This is a genomic window from Haloarchaeobius amylolyticus, from assembly GCF_042678045.1.
Lineage (GTDB): Archaea > Halobacteriota > Halobacteria > Halobacteriales > Natrialbaceae > Natrinema > Natrinema amylolyticus_A.
On the sequence record NZ_JBHUDI010000002.1, the window covers coordinates 45,527 to 61,332 of the forward strand.

Below are 15,806 nucleotides of genomic sequence, written 5' to 3' on the forward strand. Positions count from 1 at the left end.
GCGACGGCTTCGCCGTCGGCGGGTCTGGAACGCTGTCAGCCAGCCGATGTACCCAGTGCCAGATCGCTTGATGAGAGCGTTCTACGCCGATCAAGCGAAGAATCGCTTGTGTCTCTCGGAGCGAACAACCCGTCGCGTGGAGGCGGACAGCGAACACCCTGACAGGCGTCGCCGTCCGCTCACGCTCCCAAGCTTCATCAAATTCCACCGCGTAGCACTCGCTGAGCAGGTCTGCGAGCAACATTCCAAACTAACTCTACGACCTGCTCGTTCCTCAAACCGCGCTAACTAGACGGTGCCCAACAACCGAATTAATCACTTAACGGACAGATGCCGACAGAGGTAAACTAGGCAGTACCGTTGAGCGCAACACGACTTGGATTCACGTCAGCTGTTGGTTGTAGATCACACTTCTGGGCCCAACCACAGACTGTCTTCCGACTGCATTCGGTACCAGACTTCTCACGCTCTCGAATTGTATTCGATAGTGATAATCTAGCAAGACGAAATCGAGTATCCAACTCTATCAGTTGGTGCAGTGTCCGCTCTCGCTCCACAAAATCGATCTAGATGATACGACTGCGGGGGTGGTCGATGTTTGGGGGCATAGGGTACCAGAATAATTGTTCTGTCCACGTTTCACGCTTAACGAAATACCTCCGACTCGAAAGGGATGTTTTTTACCTATCTGGAATCGAACTATTAGTCAGGATTATGAATACGAACGACCGATCTATCGTGTCCTTTGCTATGCTATCGCATGCAATGGTGCATACGTATGAGCTCTCGATCCCAATCCTCATGCTACTGTGGGTGAACGAATTCTCAATCTCGATCGGCACCCTCGCCATCGTAGTCTCTGCCGGATATGCGATGTTCGGATTAGGGGCACTCCCGACCGGTGTCCTCGCCGACATCTACGGCTCGAGACTGCTCATCGTCTGCTGTCTGATCGGGATGGGTGTGTCGTTTCTCCTCCTGAGCATAGCTCCGAGTCTCCCCGTCCTCGTCCTCGCGCTGATTTGCTGGGGGATCGCGGCGAGTATCTATCATCCGGCCGGGCTCTCGTTGATCAGTACGGGCGTCGTCGATCGTGGAACGGCGTTCGCGTATCACGGGATGGCAGGGAATGCCGGAATTGCACTCGGCCCACTGGTGACTGCAGTACTCTTGCTCGTCGTTGACTGGCGACTCGTCACCGTCCTGTTGTCGGTTCCAGCCCTGCTCGTCGCAATCTACGCGTTACGGGCTCGATTCGACGAGACCGCAGGGACGAGAACTCGACAGGGCGACACTGACTCACGAGACACGGCGTCGGCAGCCTCACTTTCAGAGTTGTGGGCCGGGTCGAAAGCGCTGTTTGCCACGGGATTCACTATCGTTTTCGTCATCGTGATGCTCAACGGACTGTTTTATCGCGGCACGCTGACGCTGCTGCCCGAGATTCTCACCACGATGCTCGATCCCCTCGTCGGAGACATTCAAGTATTCAATCCGAACTCGCCGATGGCAGAGGAATTCGAACCGTCTCGGTTCTTCTATACGGGACTTCTGATGGTCGGCATCGGCGGACAATACGTCGGTGGGAAACTCACCGATCAAATGGCGACCGAACGGAGCCTGATGGTCGTCCTCGGATCACTCTCTATTACCGCCCTTGTTTTCATCCCTGCCGCACAGGCCAGTATCGTCTCGCTCGCACTGATCAGTGCAGTGCTCGGCTTCCTCCTGTTTATGATCCAGCCGCTCTATCAGGCGACGATCGCACAGTATTCCCCGGCGAACGCTCGCGGCCTCTCCTATGGATTTACATACGTCGGCACGTTCGGAATCGGCGCGTTCGGAGCTGCTATCACCGGGGTCATCTACGAAAGCTTCGGCGAGTTCGCGATGTTCACGACGCTCGCCGGGTTTGCACTCCTCGCATCCCTGCTCAGCTACTCATTGCTCGCCGGTGGATACACCGGCGCAAGCGCAAGCGCTGTGGAATCGACTAACGAGTAGTCAGATTCCACGATATATCTCGAGGTACCGAAGGCGTCCGAAGCGATCCGGAATGTATACACTCTCAGTCACGAGTCGACCGAGATAGCCGAAATCGGTAGAGCTACACTCCTAGAATCACGACCACAGGTAATGCGACTCGCAAGGATCGAAACTTCCGAAGGACCGGTTACAGGACGGTACGAAGACGGCGTCGTGCATACCGACGACGATAGCTATGAGGTCGGCGTCGACGGAGAACTCTTGCCGCCCTGTGACCCCTCGGCACTATACTGTGTCGGCCGCAACTACGTGGAGACTCTAGAACAGATGGAGTACGAACGGCCCGAGGAACCCGACTTCTTTATCAAGCCGCCTGCATCCCTGCTGGGGCATGAATCACCCATCCCGTATCCCGAATTCACGAACGAACTGACCTACGCCGGTGAACTTGCGGCCGTGATCGACGACACCTGTCACGATCTCTCGAAACACGAAGTTCCGGAAATCGTCCGCGGTTACACGATTATGAACGATATCGACGCGCTCGACCAACAGGGCCGGACTGCACGAAAGGCCTTCGACGGCTCGGGTCCGCTCGGTCCGTGGATCGAGACTGATATCGATCCAACAGGGATCGATATGTGGACGGACGTGAACGATGAACGACGGCAGGAGGCGAACACAGCGCTCATGCTGTTCGATCCATATGAAGTTATTTCGTATCTCTCGAAGCGGTTCACGTTCTGTCCAGGTGACGTCGTTGCGTTCGGTAGCCCTGCAAATCCCGGACTAATCGAGTCCGGAGACACCATCGAGATCACCTACGAGAACGTCGGAACACTCCGAAATTCGGTTGTCGATCCCATTGAATAACTACTGTTCCAGCGGGAGCAGACCGTCGGGGATCGACCAGTTTCAACACCCGTTTCGCAAGGGTGCACTGTGACGAGCCTCGAGCGGCTGTAAAAACGGTCCGGGGCCGCTCAGAAAAGTCCCGGGAAGACGATGTAGCTGAACACGGTCGCGATGATACCGACACCGACCGCGTAGTAGATGAGTGGGATCAGGTTCAGCCGCATGACTCGTCCCTCATGGCCGACGAGGCCGACGGTCGCCAGCGCAGCGACAACGTTGTGAATCGCCACGAGGTTCCCGATGGCGCCGCCAACAGCCTGCGCGCCGACGATTATCTGGGTTGGCAGTCCCAGTTGTGATGCGGCCTCGAACTGGAATCCGCCGAACGTGATGTTCGACACCGTGTTCGAACCAGCCATCGCGGCACCGAGTGCACCAATGAGCGGGGCGATGAACGGGTAGGCAGGTCCGACGGCGTTGGCAGTCGCCTGTGCAAGCACGAAGATCATGCTTTCCGTACCCTCGGCATGAGCGCCGGACTGGAGCATCACCTGTACCATCGCGATAACGAACAGGAGCGCGATCAAGGGGGCGATGAGTTTCTGTCCTGCCTCTGACCACGCAGCTTTGATCTCCTTGCCGGACATCCCGTACAGGGGGATCGCAATCAGCGCACAGATGAACAGCCAGAAACCGGGAACGTACACCCAGTCGACACTCCCGCTAAGACCGGTTCCCAGGATATTGTTCCACTGAGTCCCGAACTGTTGTAAGACGGCGGGAAGCGGATCAACGACTCGAGTAACGACGAGCAAGACGACCAGGAGAATGTACGGTGTCCAAGCGCGGAGCAGCGACATACTTGCTGTGTCAACTCCGCCGTCAGCAGCGGTTGCGTCGCCAGCGCCGCTCCCCACACCGGGTGCGTTTGCCTGGCCGGGTTCGATTGTTCCGACCCAATGAGCGGGCCATTCACTGCGGTCCGGAAAGTCCCACTCCTCGTCCGGCACGAAGTATCCCGCTTTCAAGGTGGTGACGACGATCGCGCCGCCGACCATCGCGCCCATCAGACTGGGGAACTCGGCGCTAACCTGTGCCGACAACCAGTAGGGGATGACGAACGCAATTCCGGAGAACAGACACAGTGGTGCGACCTCCCAGGCGGGTTTGAGGCTGCGCTCGTCCGTATCGCCGAAGAAGTAGACGACCATCGCGACCGCGAACAGCGGCATGGCGAACCCGATGAGCGTGTGGTAGGTCGCCGCCCAGACGGCGACCTCAAGCGAATACCCCTGGACAGTGAATCCAGCATCCGTAATCGCCGTGCTCGTGGCTTGGGTGGAACTGAGTGGGTCCTGAATTCCGATGACGATCGGCGTTCCGACCGCACCATACGTGACAGCAAGGACATGGCCAACCAGTCCAGCGATCACAGCGGCGAGCGCCGGGAATCCAAGCGCCAACAGGAGCGGCGCGACAACTGCCGCGGGCGTTCCGAAGCCTGCTGCCCCCTCGATGAACGCCGCAAGGAAGAAACCGATCAGGACGATCTGCACCCGGCGGTCGTCGCTGATAGTCGCGAATCCCTGGTTGATCCGGTCGAACGCGCCGGCCTGCATCAGTGTATACAGGAGAAGCAACGCGCCGAAGACGATCCAGAGGATTTGGATCGCCGTCATGACGCCGACCGCAGAGGCCGCGAAGAGGTACTCTCCTGGCATATCCCACACGAAGTAGCCGACGATCAGCGCGGCGGCGTACGCGATCGGCATCGCGCGCGTCGCCGGCCATAGCAGCCCGACGAGTAGCACGCCCGCGAGTACGAGTGGCGTCGCCGCAAGTACGAGCTCGGTGGGACTAACCATTCAAACCACCCCCGGTAGCTCGTACGAGTATTGATGATGTGAACGCTACCTCGATGCCATCTCTGATCGAATCTGGCATGGAAAGTAAAGTGTTCATTTCGTATTTATAATTGTCGACTGTTATCATACCTCGAACCACTGTAGATATCGAATAGCCCATCTGGATGCAGATTTCGTTTTTCGCTCTCGAGAATTACGGCAGATAAATAACCATTATAAGTTTATAGGATTGGCCAGTTCTGGCGGGTATCTTCGGCACGAGAGATGCTTCGAATAGTTCGTCGAGTCGATGACCAGCGAGGAACTCGAGATCAAAGACATGCTCGAGCCTGAGTCGTCGCCAGCGGGCCCCTGTGAAGAGCCGCTCGGGTCGCTGCTCAATCGCAATGCCGTTCAACCAATGTAGCTGTTCGAGCCACGCGAGCCGGCCGCGAGCGACGAACACGTCCGTTCTCGGGTTCTATGTTCCGTCAAAGATCATCACAGCAGGCATTCATCCGAGATTCGCAAAAACATCCCGAATCACGGAGACGGCTACGAAGCCGTGAGTAGTTCGTTCACTTTCTCGATCGGATGCGGTGGCTTCTCGTCTCGAGTTTCGTGATCGCCGATCTGACTCCGACAGGACGCACCGGGTGCGACCGGCGTTCCCTCGCTCGCGTCGAGTTTCTCGTAGAGTCGCTCGCCGATCGACTTCGAGAGGTCGTAGTGCTCGGCCTCGTAGCCGAACGAGCCGGCCATGCCACAGCAGCTGGACTCGATCGGGTCGACCGCGTAGCCGGCCCGCCGGAGCACGCCGACGGCGTGATGGTCCTTGCCGGTCGCCTTCTGGTGGCAGTGACCGTGATACGCGAGCGTTTCATCGGTCTCGTCGAGGGGCAACCGTTCGACGAGCCGGTACTCGTCCATGTATTCGCTGATACCGTAAGCGTGGGCGGCGACCGTTTCCGCCTGCGACGTGGTCACCAGATCGAGATACTCGTCCTGGAACACCACCGCGTCGGACGGTTCGACGGTGACAATCTCGTAGCCGTCCTCGATGTACTCGGCGAATCGCTCGATGTTCGTCCGGGCGCGCTCTTCAGCGGTGTCGAGCATTCCGACCGAGAAGGCTGCGCGGCCGCTCGGAGCGACGTCGTCAGGAATCTCGACGTGGACGCCAGCCGACTCGAGCACGCGCACGGCAGCTTTCCCGGGGCGGGTGTAGTTGTAGTTCGTGTAGGTGTCGGGGAACAACACGACCTTTCGGTCGGCCTCCCGCGGGCTCACCCGCGAGCCGCGCTCGACGAACCAGTCCTGAAGGGATTCGCGCTCGAACGAGGGGAGCGTCCGCTCGGGAGCGATGCCGACGACCTTCTCCAACACGAGGCGGCTTCCCGGTAGCTTCGGTCCGATGTTCGAAAGCGGTGCGAGCGTGCTCCCGATCTTCGAGAGCGTGTCGACGTTCCCGAACAGCCGTTCTCGTAGCCCAGTTCCCTCACGCTCGTGGTACTGGTGCTTGGTCTCCGCTTTGAGCTTCGCCAGGTCGACACCGGTTGGACAGTCGCTCTTACAGCCCTTGCAGCCGACACAGAGATCGAGCACCTCCTCCTGGAAGCGCGCGGAGTACAGCTCCTCTTCAGGGATCTCGCCCGAAATCGCTGCCCGAAGCATGTTCGCGCGGCCGCGTGTCGTCGCGATCTCGTCTTTCATCCCGCGGTAAGTCGGACACATCACGTCGTCTGTCTGCCGGCAGGTCCCACAGCCGTTACAGAGCTCTACCAGCTGCGAGAATCCACCCTCGTCGGAGAAGTCCAGTTTCGTCTGGGGCTCGATCGACGTGTAGCCGTCCCCGTACCGGAGGTTTTCACGCATATCTGTCGGATTCTCGTCGGTGTAGACGACTTTTCCCGGGTTCATCCGCCAGTCGGGGTCGAAGACTGACTTGACCTGCTTGAACGCCTCCCAGAGGTCGTCGCCGTACATCTTCGGATTGAACGCCGTTCGCGCGAGTCCGTCGCCGTGTTCCCCGGAGAACGACCCGTTGTGTTCGAGGACGAGGTCGGTTACGTCCTCAGTGATCGACTGCATCGTCTGGATCCCCTCGTCCTCTTTTAGGTTGAGGATCGGCCGAATGTGCAGCGTCCCGCTACCGGCATGAGCGAAGTAGGCAGCGGTGGTGTCGTGATCCTCAAGGACGTCCATGAACTGCTGGACGTACTCGGCAAGTTCTTCCGGCGGGACCGTCGCGTCCTCGATGAACGGGTATGGTTTCGGATCGCCGTCGAGGCTCATCAACAGCGGAATCGCAGCCTTACGAAGCTTCCAGAGCTTCGCCTGCGCGTCCTCGGTGTACGCCTCGAGCGCTTCGAAGGCATCGCCCTCGTCGACGAAGTGGGCGTTCGTCCGGCCGATCGCCGCCTCGAAATCGTCGAAAAGCTCGGAGTCGAACTCGAGCATCAGCGCCGCATTCGTCCCGTCGGGGATCGGCTCCTCGTAGCGAGAGAACTGTTCCGACTCCCGCGCGAGTCTGAACACCTCACTGTCCATTAACTCGACCGCACTGGGATCGAACTTGAGGGCCTCGGGAACAGCCTCGAGTGCGTCGATCAGGTCCTCGAAACAGTAGAGGACGAGCGCCGTCTCCTCGGGAAGCGAGACGAGACTGATCTCGGCCTCGACGACCACGCCGAGCGTGGATTCGGCGCCGACGAACAGCTTCGAGAGGTTGATGACCTCCTCGCCGTCTTCAGTTTCATAAATCACCCTGTCGAGGTTGTACCCGGAAACGTTACGTTTGAGATCGGAGTAGCGTTCCTCGATCTCGTCGGCATTCTCCTCGACGAGAGAACGAACGGTTCGATAGATTGCCGCCTCGCGGTCGTCCTTCGAGACGATTTCGTTCCACTCCTCGGAATCGAGGACGACCTCTCGAGTGTGGATAATTGAGCCATCGGCGAGGACGACTTTCAGCTCCTCGGTGTAGGCGTCGGTGATGCCGTACCGCACCGAGTGTGCGCCGGTCGAGTTGTTCCCGATCCCACCACCGATCGTCGCCCGGTTCGAGGAGGCGGGATCCGGCGCGAACTTCAGTCCATACTGTTCGGCGTGCTCGTCAAAGTCGTCCTGGACGACCCCCGGTTGGACACGCGCTCGTCGTCGCTCGACATCAATCTCGAGAATATCGTCCATATATGTGGTCATATCGAGCACGACACAGCCCGGTCCGACCGTTTGCCCACCCAGCGACGAACCGGCTCCCCGTGCTATGATCGGAACGTCGTGTTTTGCGGCGACGCGAACAGCGTTTCGTACGTCTTCGGTGTCTCGAGGGAGGACAGCGCCCGCAGGTCGGGCTTGATAGATACTGCCGTCTGTCGCGTACAACACCTGTGCGTATTCGTCGAAACGCACCTCCCCCGTAACGACTGATCGAAGATCGTCCGCGAGTTCTGCGTACTCGTCGACATCGCTGTACTCATGGTCAAGCGCATCTCGGAACTCCTCGTAGCTACTTAGGTCATCCCGTGACTTTTCAACGGCCATCGTATACTCTTCTACGATCAATTATTATAAACACTATTGTTATATTCCCGTCTTCGAAGGGATGTAAAATATAGCACTCGGACGCTGCCGAGAGGTTCATCGTAACCGTCAAGAGCCGTGCTCGGACTCGGTACTCGGCGTACAGGTCAGGAAACCATTCGGGTAGCGAAAGCAAACACCTTCTGCAAGCGATTCGCCGCCATCTACGTCTTCGACATCGAACGTAACAATGAAGAGACCGATCTGCATTGCCGACATGGTCCAGGACGAAGACATGGCAAAACCGATATCACTCAGTGAACAGCCCAGAATCACGGCGACAGGTTCATCGCTTGGCTACCCATTCTGAGACGATTACTACCAGTACACGTGGTCGCTTGAGCGGTCACCTCGCAACTCGATTTTCCGTACTAGCGACAGCTGAAACGATTTCCATCTTAATCGCACAGCCGTCGTGTGATCAGATATGGCTCGAGGGTCGTAGCTGATATCCCCACCCTAACTGATACCCAATGAATTTAATAGATCAGTATCAGGATGTAGGATATGGAGCTTATCCATATCAATCTCAACGTCGCCGACGCTGACGAAACCATCGAATTTTATGAACAGTTTGGATTCGAAGAAACATGGGAGTTCGAAACGCCGGGCGGGAACACACAAAATCGATACATTGCGGACGACAACGGTACCGAACTGCAACTCTCCGACACTAGTGATGACGAGGAGTTCGAACAAGGAACGGCGTGGGACCATCTCGCTATCGGCGTCGACGATGTCGATGACGTTTTCGACGAGATCGATCATTACGGTGTTGTGAAGGAACCAGGAGATCAGCCCGAAGCAGGTGCTCGGACGGCATTCGTCTACGATCCTGATGGACGAAAAGTCGAACTCGTTCAGCCATTAGAATAGTTCTATTGGCGTAGCTACGGATAGACGTTCTTCTCGAAACCGTCCTTTTGTCTGAACAGCTTGGTGTCCCCATATGGGTGTCTAGTCTGGTCCACAGTCTCCGACTTCGCTCTCCTACTGACGATCTCACTGTGATACGGGAAACCCACTGTTCTCTATATGAGAATACCGGTCTATCAGACCCAAACACTGCCTTCGTATTACAACCGTACTTCTGTAATGCCAGGGGTTTTTACTCCGGAAAAAGGTAAGTGAAAATCCATAATTATCGTATCTGTTCTCTATAAGAGAATCACTGTGTATCAAGACGGATGAACGCCATATATATTCCAACTCTCGAGTAAGATACCAGTATTGACGCGCCCCTGTATCACGGTGGGACACTAACCCGACAACCATTATCCTGTTTTCTATTATAGAACAAAGTTTATGATTCCGCATGTAATTCAATACCGTATGGGAAAAAGTGCCAAAAACCCTGTTCGGACGACCGAGAAATCATTGCAGATTATCTCGGAACTCACCCGGGTCGGAGAGGCACGGGTCACGACGCTGGCGAGTGAACTCGAGATGGGAAAAAGTGCCATTCACAATCATCTCACGACGCTCGAGGAACATGGGTATGTTATCAAGGATCCCGAGACCAAGACCTATCGTCTCAGCCTCAAATTCCTCGATATTGGCAGCCAAATACGAAGTAAGAAAGGCGTTTACAAAGTCGCCGAACCGAAGATCCAGGAACTAGCGGACGCATCAGGAGAGTTAGTACATCTTGTCATTGAAGAGGATGGGAAGGGAGTATATCTCTGTCGGGCGAAAGGCGAACGAGCGGTCGATTTAGATACGTATGTTGGGTGCAGGCATCATATGCACAGTACGGCATTCGGAAAAGCCATCCTCTCTCACCTTCCGACGGAACGAGTCGACGAAATCATCGACCGACATGGATTACCGGAAATAACACCACAGACAATAACGTCTTACGACGATCTCCTCAAGGAGTTAGAACGAACACGGGAACGTGGCTTTGCGGTCGACGACGAAGAGCGCCTTGAGGGACTCCGCTGTATTGCTGCGCCGATTAGATTCGAGTCGGATGTCATCGGCGCAATCAGCATTTCGGGGCCGACTGCTCGAATCAGCGACGACTGGGAATCGAATGAGTTTGTTAATCAACTCTGTCGCGTAGCGAACGTAATCGAGCTCAATAAGTACAAGGTATAACGGATCTCGAATTCCCTGGCCCACTGAGACCGAAGCAAAGCCAGACAGTCAGTCCAGTGTTCTGGATCTTCGATGTACTTTTCTAGTCACTATTTCCCACGTCTATCGTATCTACATTACACTGAACCAATTCCTACCCATACCCCGAAGTGGGTCTTCTGACTGTCGACCCAACAAGTGATCTTCCACGTACTGACGACTGAACGACTCCTCCCAAACACTTTAATATTGGAAAGTAATACTATTCATCGGATTCATGAGTGTACAACGACGGCACGATCGAAAGTTCGTGCGAACATTCTTTACTACGCCAACTGCGGTAAAAGGAGAAGAAGACTCTGCCAAGATGCTCCGACGTGCGGTTCAGCTTCGCGGAATAGAAGCACCTGACGTCTGGGTTCCGGACAACGAAGACGCGACAGCACCGTCGATGCGTGAGGAAGGGGCCGAAAATATCGTTGACGTTCTCTCGGAAGATGGTGCCGATTTCCCCGGAGAGATCCATCCTCGGATCGTCTGGCACAGGGACAGCCCCAGCACTCGCTATCAGAGTCTCCAGCAGCTGCTGCAGATCGCCAATCCCGAAAAGGGAGCCATCGAACACATCGACGGCTTCGTGATCCCGGAGGTCGGCGATATCGACGACTGGAAAAAGGCAGACGAGTTCATTACCGTTGTTGAAAACGAGTACGGCCTAGAGGAAGGGAGTCTGGCTATGTCCGTTATCGTTGAGAGCGGCGAGGCCGAACTGGCGCTTGGCGACCTCCGTGACGAGATGGGCAAGCCGTCGAACAACCTCGAGCGCTTGTTCCTTCTCGTGGACGGTGAGGTCGACTACACCAAGGACATGCGTGCGATCACGCCTACGGGTGAATTGCCGCCGTGGCCGGAGCTTCGTCACAACACCTCACGGGGTGCGAGTGCGAACGGACTTATCGCGATCGACGGTCCGTACGACGACATCCGTGACGTCGAAGGCTACCACGAGCGCATGACCGAGAATCAGGCGAAAGGAATGCTTGGTATCTGGTCGCTAACGCCCGGACAGGTGGAAGAAGCGAACAAGTCACCGCTGCCGCCGAAGACCGGTAGCTGGCGCCTCGACGTTAATGGCCGTGAGGTCAAACTCGCAGAGGAAGACGGGCTCTACATTTACGAGGGCGATGATGTTGAACTCGAGGAGATCGGTGATGAGCAGTATCGACTCCAGATCGGCAGCGACGAGCGTGAACTCGACACAAACGAACTGGAAGAAGAGCTGCTAGACCGGGCCGACTACATCCCGAGCATGACTGACATCGTTGACTCGATGGAGGAGTTCGAAGCTGCCAAAGAGGCTGGACGGGGTGCCATCGCGATGGAGCAATCAGCGACACTGCTCATTGACGGGATCGAAGTCACGATCAGCAACGACCGGATGTGGGACGAGGCCACCTATCAGGCCGCTCAAACGCCAATCTCCCTGTTCCAAGACGTATACGAGAACCGTCCTGATCAACATGAAGACCTTGAGGAAATCTACGGCGAGGAAATCGTTGAACGCGCGATGGTCGTTGGTTGATATCCTCCTCCACCTGAAGGCGGAGGAATCTCGAGCGTTGGGATATTAGGGTTTGCAGTCGCCCTGTTCTCTCGGTGTGAACCGTCCGCTCTCGCGGTCGAACAGGAAGACTCCGGGCTGTGCCAACCAGCTGTTACTCATATCCCCCGTCGGGGGACTCTGAGTTATCTTTCTGCGAATGTTCACCGCACCGTTCACGTCTGCGTTCATCGTCGTTCCACACGACTCACAGACATACAGACCACGTTCCACGCGGTTGCTGTCCCGAATCTGTCCGCAACACGAACACGTCTTCGAGGTGTTCTCCTCGTCTATGCGGTCAACAAGGATGCTGTGTTCTTGGCGGTGTTCAGATAAGGATGAAGGATGAGGCGGTTCGTTTTCTGAGTGATCTATGCCCGAAAACGACCGCCTCAATGGTTGTTTAGACGAGATCAACTTAGAGTTTGTTGAACGAGAAGCGACACCGCGATTGCTGATGAAGCTCAGTATTCAGCTGCATCTCGCGGGACTCTCGCTTTTGAATACTGTCTCTATTATTGAGATATTCGGTGTCGAACGCGCTCGATTCACCGTTCACAATTGGGTTCACAAGGCCGATCTACAGCCTGAATCTGATCGGTGTCCGGATCACGTTGCGGTTGACGAGACTGTGATCCAACTGAATAATGAGCAGTATTGGCTGTACGCCGCAGTTGATCCCAAGACAAACGAATTGGTCCATACAAAGCTTGAGCTGACAATAACGAAGGTTCTTGCTCATTCGTTTCTTACGGAACTCTCCGAGAAGCACGACGTCTCCGACGCCGTGTTTCTCGTCGATGGATCGCATTCGTTACAAGATGCATGTCAGCGTCACGGCTTCGATTTCAGATACGAGAAACATGGAAATCGGAATGCTGTTGAACGTATCTTTCGAGAGATAAAACGACGAACTCTCTGCTTCTCAAACTGCTTTAGCAATGCTGAAGCAGAAACTGCCGACGACTGGCTCAGATCGTTCAGCTTCGCATGGAATCAGCTTATCTGAACACTACCCTTGAGCGAGAGTCAAAACTCTTGACGAAGTATCGTATATGAGCTCAGCATCGAGCCACGCACTGCTCTCATTAGCTCTATACAGGCGCAAAACACATATATGGGCCACGATCGGCAGAATCGTCTACTCGCTGTCGGGTTCGCCACCGAAGGGCTACGTGATCGCCATGCCAGAACTTCAGATCGTGAACTTCTACGACAACCACGGCGAGCGGTTCCGTATCATGAAAGAGGCAGTCGTCGAAGGCCACGACTAAGCCCGAACCGTTCCGTTCGTTCTTGAGACGGCTGTCTTCGATGAATTCGACAAGCAAGCTGCCCATTCAGATTGACGGAAATTTTATGTAGCGATATGTGATTTATCTCAATTCACCTGACTTTCTTGGCTATAGGGTGTATTTAGGTTGTCCCACGGCGACAACGAAATACACGATAACTATTAGTGACTGTCACGAAAACATAGACGTACAGAAATGGCAGTCTTAGAATCACCACACCCCGGAGCAAACGGCCTTCTCGAGCGGGTGGGCCGATGAGTAGCGAGCGAATTCGCTGGTCGCACAAGTCGCTCGACGAACTCCGCACGTTTTGGAACAAGCAAATCGAACCCGACCTCCGACGGGCCGGCGTCGATCTCTCCGAGCGACCCTCGTACAGTGACCTCCTCGAGACGGGCTACGGCGGCCTCCAAGACGCCTTGCGCGAACAACACGACACGACGCTCGGAGAGTTCCTGAAATCGGTTGGGTACTTCGAGGACGACAGCGAGGGCTACCAGTGGGGCATCGACGACGATCGGGCCGTCGACGAACTCGAGTCGTACATCCGCACACTGTCGCGGCGCCGCAACCTCGCCGAGAGCACGGTCAAGACGAAACGCTCGCGACTGGCGACCTACGTGCGCCTGTATCGAGACGTGCATGGCAGCGCCGATCTTGCCGATCGCCTCGACGACCTCGAGCATCGGGCCGATGAAATCGAACGGGTGCTCGCGGTGTTTGACGAGTTAGATCGAGACTTAGACAGCGAGGCGTCGAAACTCCGCTATCTCGGCGACGTCTCGCAGCTCTATGAGCACCTCCAGCGCCGGGGGAAAGCCGCGTATAATCCAGCCGAAAACATCGACATGGAGTATGGATGGGAACGCTCGGAACCAGACAACCCAGCACTCTCGAGTGAGCAAGTTCGACGGCTGTACGACGCTGTCGAGAGTCCCGACGAGGAATTGTTGGTGCTCGCCCTCTGTGGGTGGGGCTTGCGTCGCAACGAGGTTGCTTCGTTGCACGTCTCCCAACTCGCACTCGAGGGCGACGACCCGTACATCTATTTCGAGGAGCGCAAGAACGGTCCTGGCACGGTCGCGTTGCTATATGGCCGCGAAACGCTGACCGATCGGATCGACGCCCTCGGCGCTGCCGATCGGGAGTGGACAGGCTATCTCTTCCCCTCGAGCCGGGCCGAAAGCGGCCATGTCGTCGGCGAGACGATACAAGCGCGTTTCCAACGGATCGCCGAGCGGGCTGGAGTTCGGGTACGTGGCGAGACGCCGACCTCGAAAATGGGTCGACGTTTTTGGTATACGGCGTATGCGAACGCCCAAAAGCAGTTGCTTGAAAATCTCGACGCGATCGCAGCCGATCAGGGCAGTTCCGATGCGAGTGTCGTGCTGAAAAACTACCTCTCAGAGGCCGAACGGCGACAGTATCGGCGTGAATATATGCGCGAGCGGCTCGCAGAGGCATTCGGCGAATAATGGGTGCCGGATAAACCTACTCGTATTCGTGCTCGGTGTGTGGCTATCGCCGTGATTTCCTCGAGAAATCGAGTGGCTCGCACGCAGACGGGTCGACGTCTAAGCGTTCTTGAGCATGTCCACGGATGTAGCCGCTGAATCGCTGGGATCCATCTGCTCGGTTTCCCGTACAGTGTGGAGGTGCATAAGTTCACTGTGCATTACTGTACTAATGCACAGTGAATCTCGAAAACGCTCATTCGGCTGATTCCGGACTTTCGAGTGTTATCTGGCTGAGATCCACTACTAATGAATTGTATATTGCTATATAGAATATCGGTACGGTGCTAATGAGGCTATATTGCCGTTAGTAGGCTGAGATGCATGATCTCAGCCGAATCAGCAATTATATCCGACCCGGAAGTAACCCACAGCCGTAATCTGGTTGGACTCCTGACTACTGTAGATTTCACATATGAAGCAGAATAGTGCTGCTGCTCTCAATGGGGCATTCACATGGAAAGTGCAGCGTGGCTAGCCGATTCCTGTCTGCTTTTTCAGCAGTGTAAGCGTATTTTCTGCCGTCACCAGTGGTGCTTTCTCGTTTTTTCCAGTGAGCGTGATTTGAACGAAGAAATCAACTGTTCGCCAGATTAGTACAAGGGCTATCCACCTCGGTGCGAACGGTCCAAGTATGTTCGCGGCGGATACAACCTTGGCCGACGCGATATTCCGGTTGTACCGGACATTCTCGCCAATGCAGGCGGAGTCGCCGTCTTCTATTTCGAATGACTAGAAGATATCAATCGACGGTCGTGGTCGCTCGAGGAAGTACAGGACAAGCTGAACCAAAAAATGATTTTCGCATGGAATGATGTCCGAGTTGAGGCCGAAGAGAGATGTGACGTGGCGAGATGCTGCATACATCATCCCACTCTCGTGGTTGGTTGACGCCCATGCTAATCGCGGCCTCTGGCCATAATTACGGATATTCAAGGAGAACGCCTGATCCGGTAGGGTCAGGACGAATCCGACACTCCGCTACACAGTCCACCATCGATCACACGGATAGACGGTTGGCGGGTAAGAAATGAGGTAGGGACTA

Annotated in this window: 9 protein-coding genes and 3 pseudogenes; 8 read left to right on the forward strand and 4 right to left on the reverse strand. The window is 55.8% G+C overall.

Annotated elements, in window-relative coordinates:
* Positions 1–244 (reverse strand): annotated as a pseudogene (locus ACFR99_RS02965) (IS6 family transposase); the annotation flags it as partial.
* Positions 245–714: 470 nt separating this feature from the next.
* Between ACFR99_RS02965 and ACFR99_RS02970 the strand changes: the two are divergent.
* Both ACFR99_RS02970 and ACFR99_RS02975 read left to right on the forward strand, forming a co-directional pair.
* Positions 715–2,004 carry an MFS transporter gene (locus ACFR99_RS02970; RefSeq protein ID WP_390284245.1) on the forward strand — a complete coding sequence of 430 codons (1,290 nt, stop codon included), beginning with the start codon at positions 715–717 and terminating at the stop codon, positions 2,002–2,004.
* 132 nt (positions 2,005–2,136) lie between these two features.
* The gene (locus ACFR99_RS02975; protein WP_390284247.1) at positions 2,137–2,859 is read left to right on the forward strand and encodes a fumarylacetoacetate hydrolase family protein; all 723 of its coding nucleotides are present in this window, start codon (positions 2,137–2,139) and stop codon (positions 2,857–2,859) included.
* A gap of 110 nt (positions 2,860–2,969) precedes the next feature.
* Here the strand turns inward: ACFR99_RS02975 and ACFR99_RS02980 are convergent, their stop codons facing one another.
* Both ACFR99_RS02980 and ACFR99_RS02985 read right to left on the reverse strand, forming a co-directional pair.
* A complete protein-coding gene (locus ACFR99_RS02980; RefSeq protein ID WP_390284249.1) occupies positions 2,970–4,706 on the reverse strand; it encodes an L-lactate permease in 1,737 nt (578 codons plus the stop codon).
* A 534-nt stretch (positions 4,707–5,240) separates the two neighbouring features.
* Positions 5,241–8,231: an FAD-binding and (Fe-S)-binding domain-containing protein gene (locus ACFR99_RS02985; protein WP_390284251.1), complete on the reverse strand. Its 2,991-nt coding sequence runs from the start codon at positions 8,229–8,231 to the stop codon at positions 5,241–5,243.
* A gap of 546 nt (positions 8,232–8,777) precedes the next feature.
* On the opposite strand from ACFR99_RS02985, the gene ACFR99_RS02990 reads away from it, so the two are divergent.
* The 3 genes from ACFR99_RS02990 (at position 8,778) to aceB (ending at position 11,931) form a co-directional block, all read left to right on the forward strand.
* On the forward strand, positions 8,778–9,146 hold the full coding sequence (locus tag ACFR99_RS02990) for a VOC family protein (RefSeq protein ID WP_390284253.1): 369 nt from the start codon (positions 8,778–8,780) through the stop codon (positions 9,144–9,146).
* Between the two features lie 456 nt (positions 9,147–9,602).
* Positions 9,603–10,370 carry an IclR family transcriptional regulator gene (locus ACFR99_RS02995; RefSeq protein ID WP_390284255.1) on the forward strand — a complete coding sequence of 256 codons (768 nt, stop codon included), beginning with the start codon at positions 9,603–9,605 and terminating at the stop codon, positions 10,368–10,370.
* 256 nt (positions 10,371–10,626) lie between these two features.
* Positions 10,627–11,931 carry a malate synthase AceB gene (aceB, locus tag ACFR99_RS03000; protein WP_390284257.1) on the forward strand — a complete coding sequence of 435 codons (1,305 nt, stop codon included), beginning with the start codon at positions 10,627–10,629 and terminating at the stop codon, positions 11,929–11,931.
* 45 nt (positions 11,932–11,976) lie between these two features.
* Here aceB and ACFR99_RS03005 read toward each other — a convergent pair.
* A pseudogene (locus ACFR99_RS03005) lies at positions 11,977–12,273 on the reverse strand (zinc ribbon domain-containing protein); the annotation flags it as partial.
* Positions 12,274–12,325: 52 nt separating this feature from the next.
* Here ACFR99_RS03005 and ACFR99_RS03010 point away from each other — a divergent pair.
* From ACFR99_RS03010 to ACFR99_RS03025, 3 genes and pseudogenes are all read left to right on the forward strand, one after another.
* Positions 12,326–12,961, forward strand: coding sequence for an IS6 family transposase (locus ACFR99_RS03010; protein WP_390284261.1), 636 nt, complete (start codon positions 12,326–12,328; stop codon positions 12,959–12,961).
* Between the two features lie 540 nt (positions 12,962–13,501).
* Positions 13,502–14,722 carry a tyrosine-type recombinase/integrase gene (locus ACFR99_RS03015; RefSeq protein WP_390284263.1) on the forward strand — a complete coding sequence of 407 codons (1,221 nt, stop codon included), beginning with the start codon at positions 13,502–13,504 and terminating at the stop codon, positions 14,720–14,722.
* A gap of 655 nt (positions 14,723–15,377) precedes the next feature.
* A pseudogene (locus ACFR99_RS03025) lies at positions 15,378–15,683 on the forward strand (Glu/Leu/Phe/Val dehydrogenase); the annotation flags it as partial.
* Positions 15,684–15,806: the final 123 nt, after the last annotated feature.

Excerpts from the sequence above, each read along its gene's own strand:
- ACFR99_RS02970 (WP_390284245.1), top strand. The coding sequence starts at position 715 with ATGAATACGAACGACCGATCTATCGTGTCCTTTGCTATGCTATCGCAT.
- ACFR99_RS02975 (WP_390284247.1), top strand. The coding sequence starts at position 2,137 with ATGCGACTCGCAAGGATCGAAACTTCCGAAGGACCGGTTACAGGACGG.
- ACFR99_RS02980 (WP_390284249.1), bottom strand. The coding sequence starts at position 4,706 with ATGGTTAGTCCCACCGAGCTCGTACTTGCGGCGACGCCACTCGTACTC.
- ACFR99_RS02985 (WP_390284251.1), bottom strand. The coding sequence starts at position 8,231 with ATGGCCGTTGAAAAGTCACGGGATGACCTAAGTAGCTACGAGGAGTTC.
- ACFR99_RS02990 (WP_390284253.1), top strand. The coding sequence starts at position 8,778 with ATGGAGCTTATCCATATCAATCTCAACGTCGCCGACGCTGACGAAACC.
- ACFR99_RS02995 (WP_390284255.1), top strand. The coding sequence starts at position 9,603 with ATGGGAAAAAGTGCCAAAAACCCTGTTCGGACGACCGAGAAATCATTG.
- aceB (WP_390284257.1), top strand. The coding sequence starts at position 10,627 with ATGAGTGTACAACGACGGCACGATCGAAAGTTCGTGCGAACATTCTTT.
- ACFR99_RS03010 (WP_390284261.1), top strand. The coding sequence starts at position 12,326 with ATGCCCGAAAACGACCGCCTCAATGGTTGTTTAGACGAGATCAACTTA.
- ACFR99_RS03015 (WP_390284263.1), top strand. The coding sequence starts at position 13,502 with ATGAGTAGCGAGCGAATTCGCTGGTCGCACAAGTCGCTCGACGAACTC.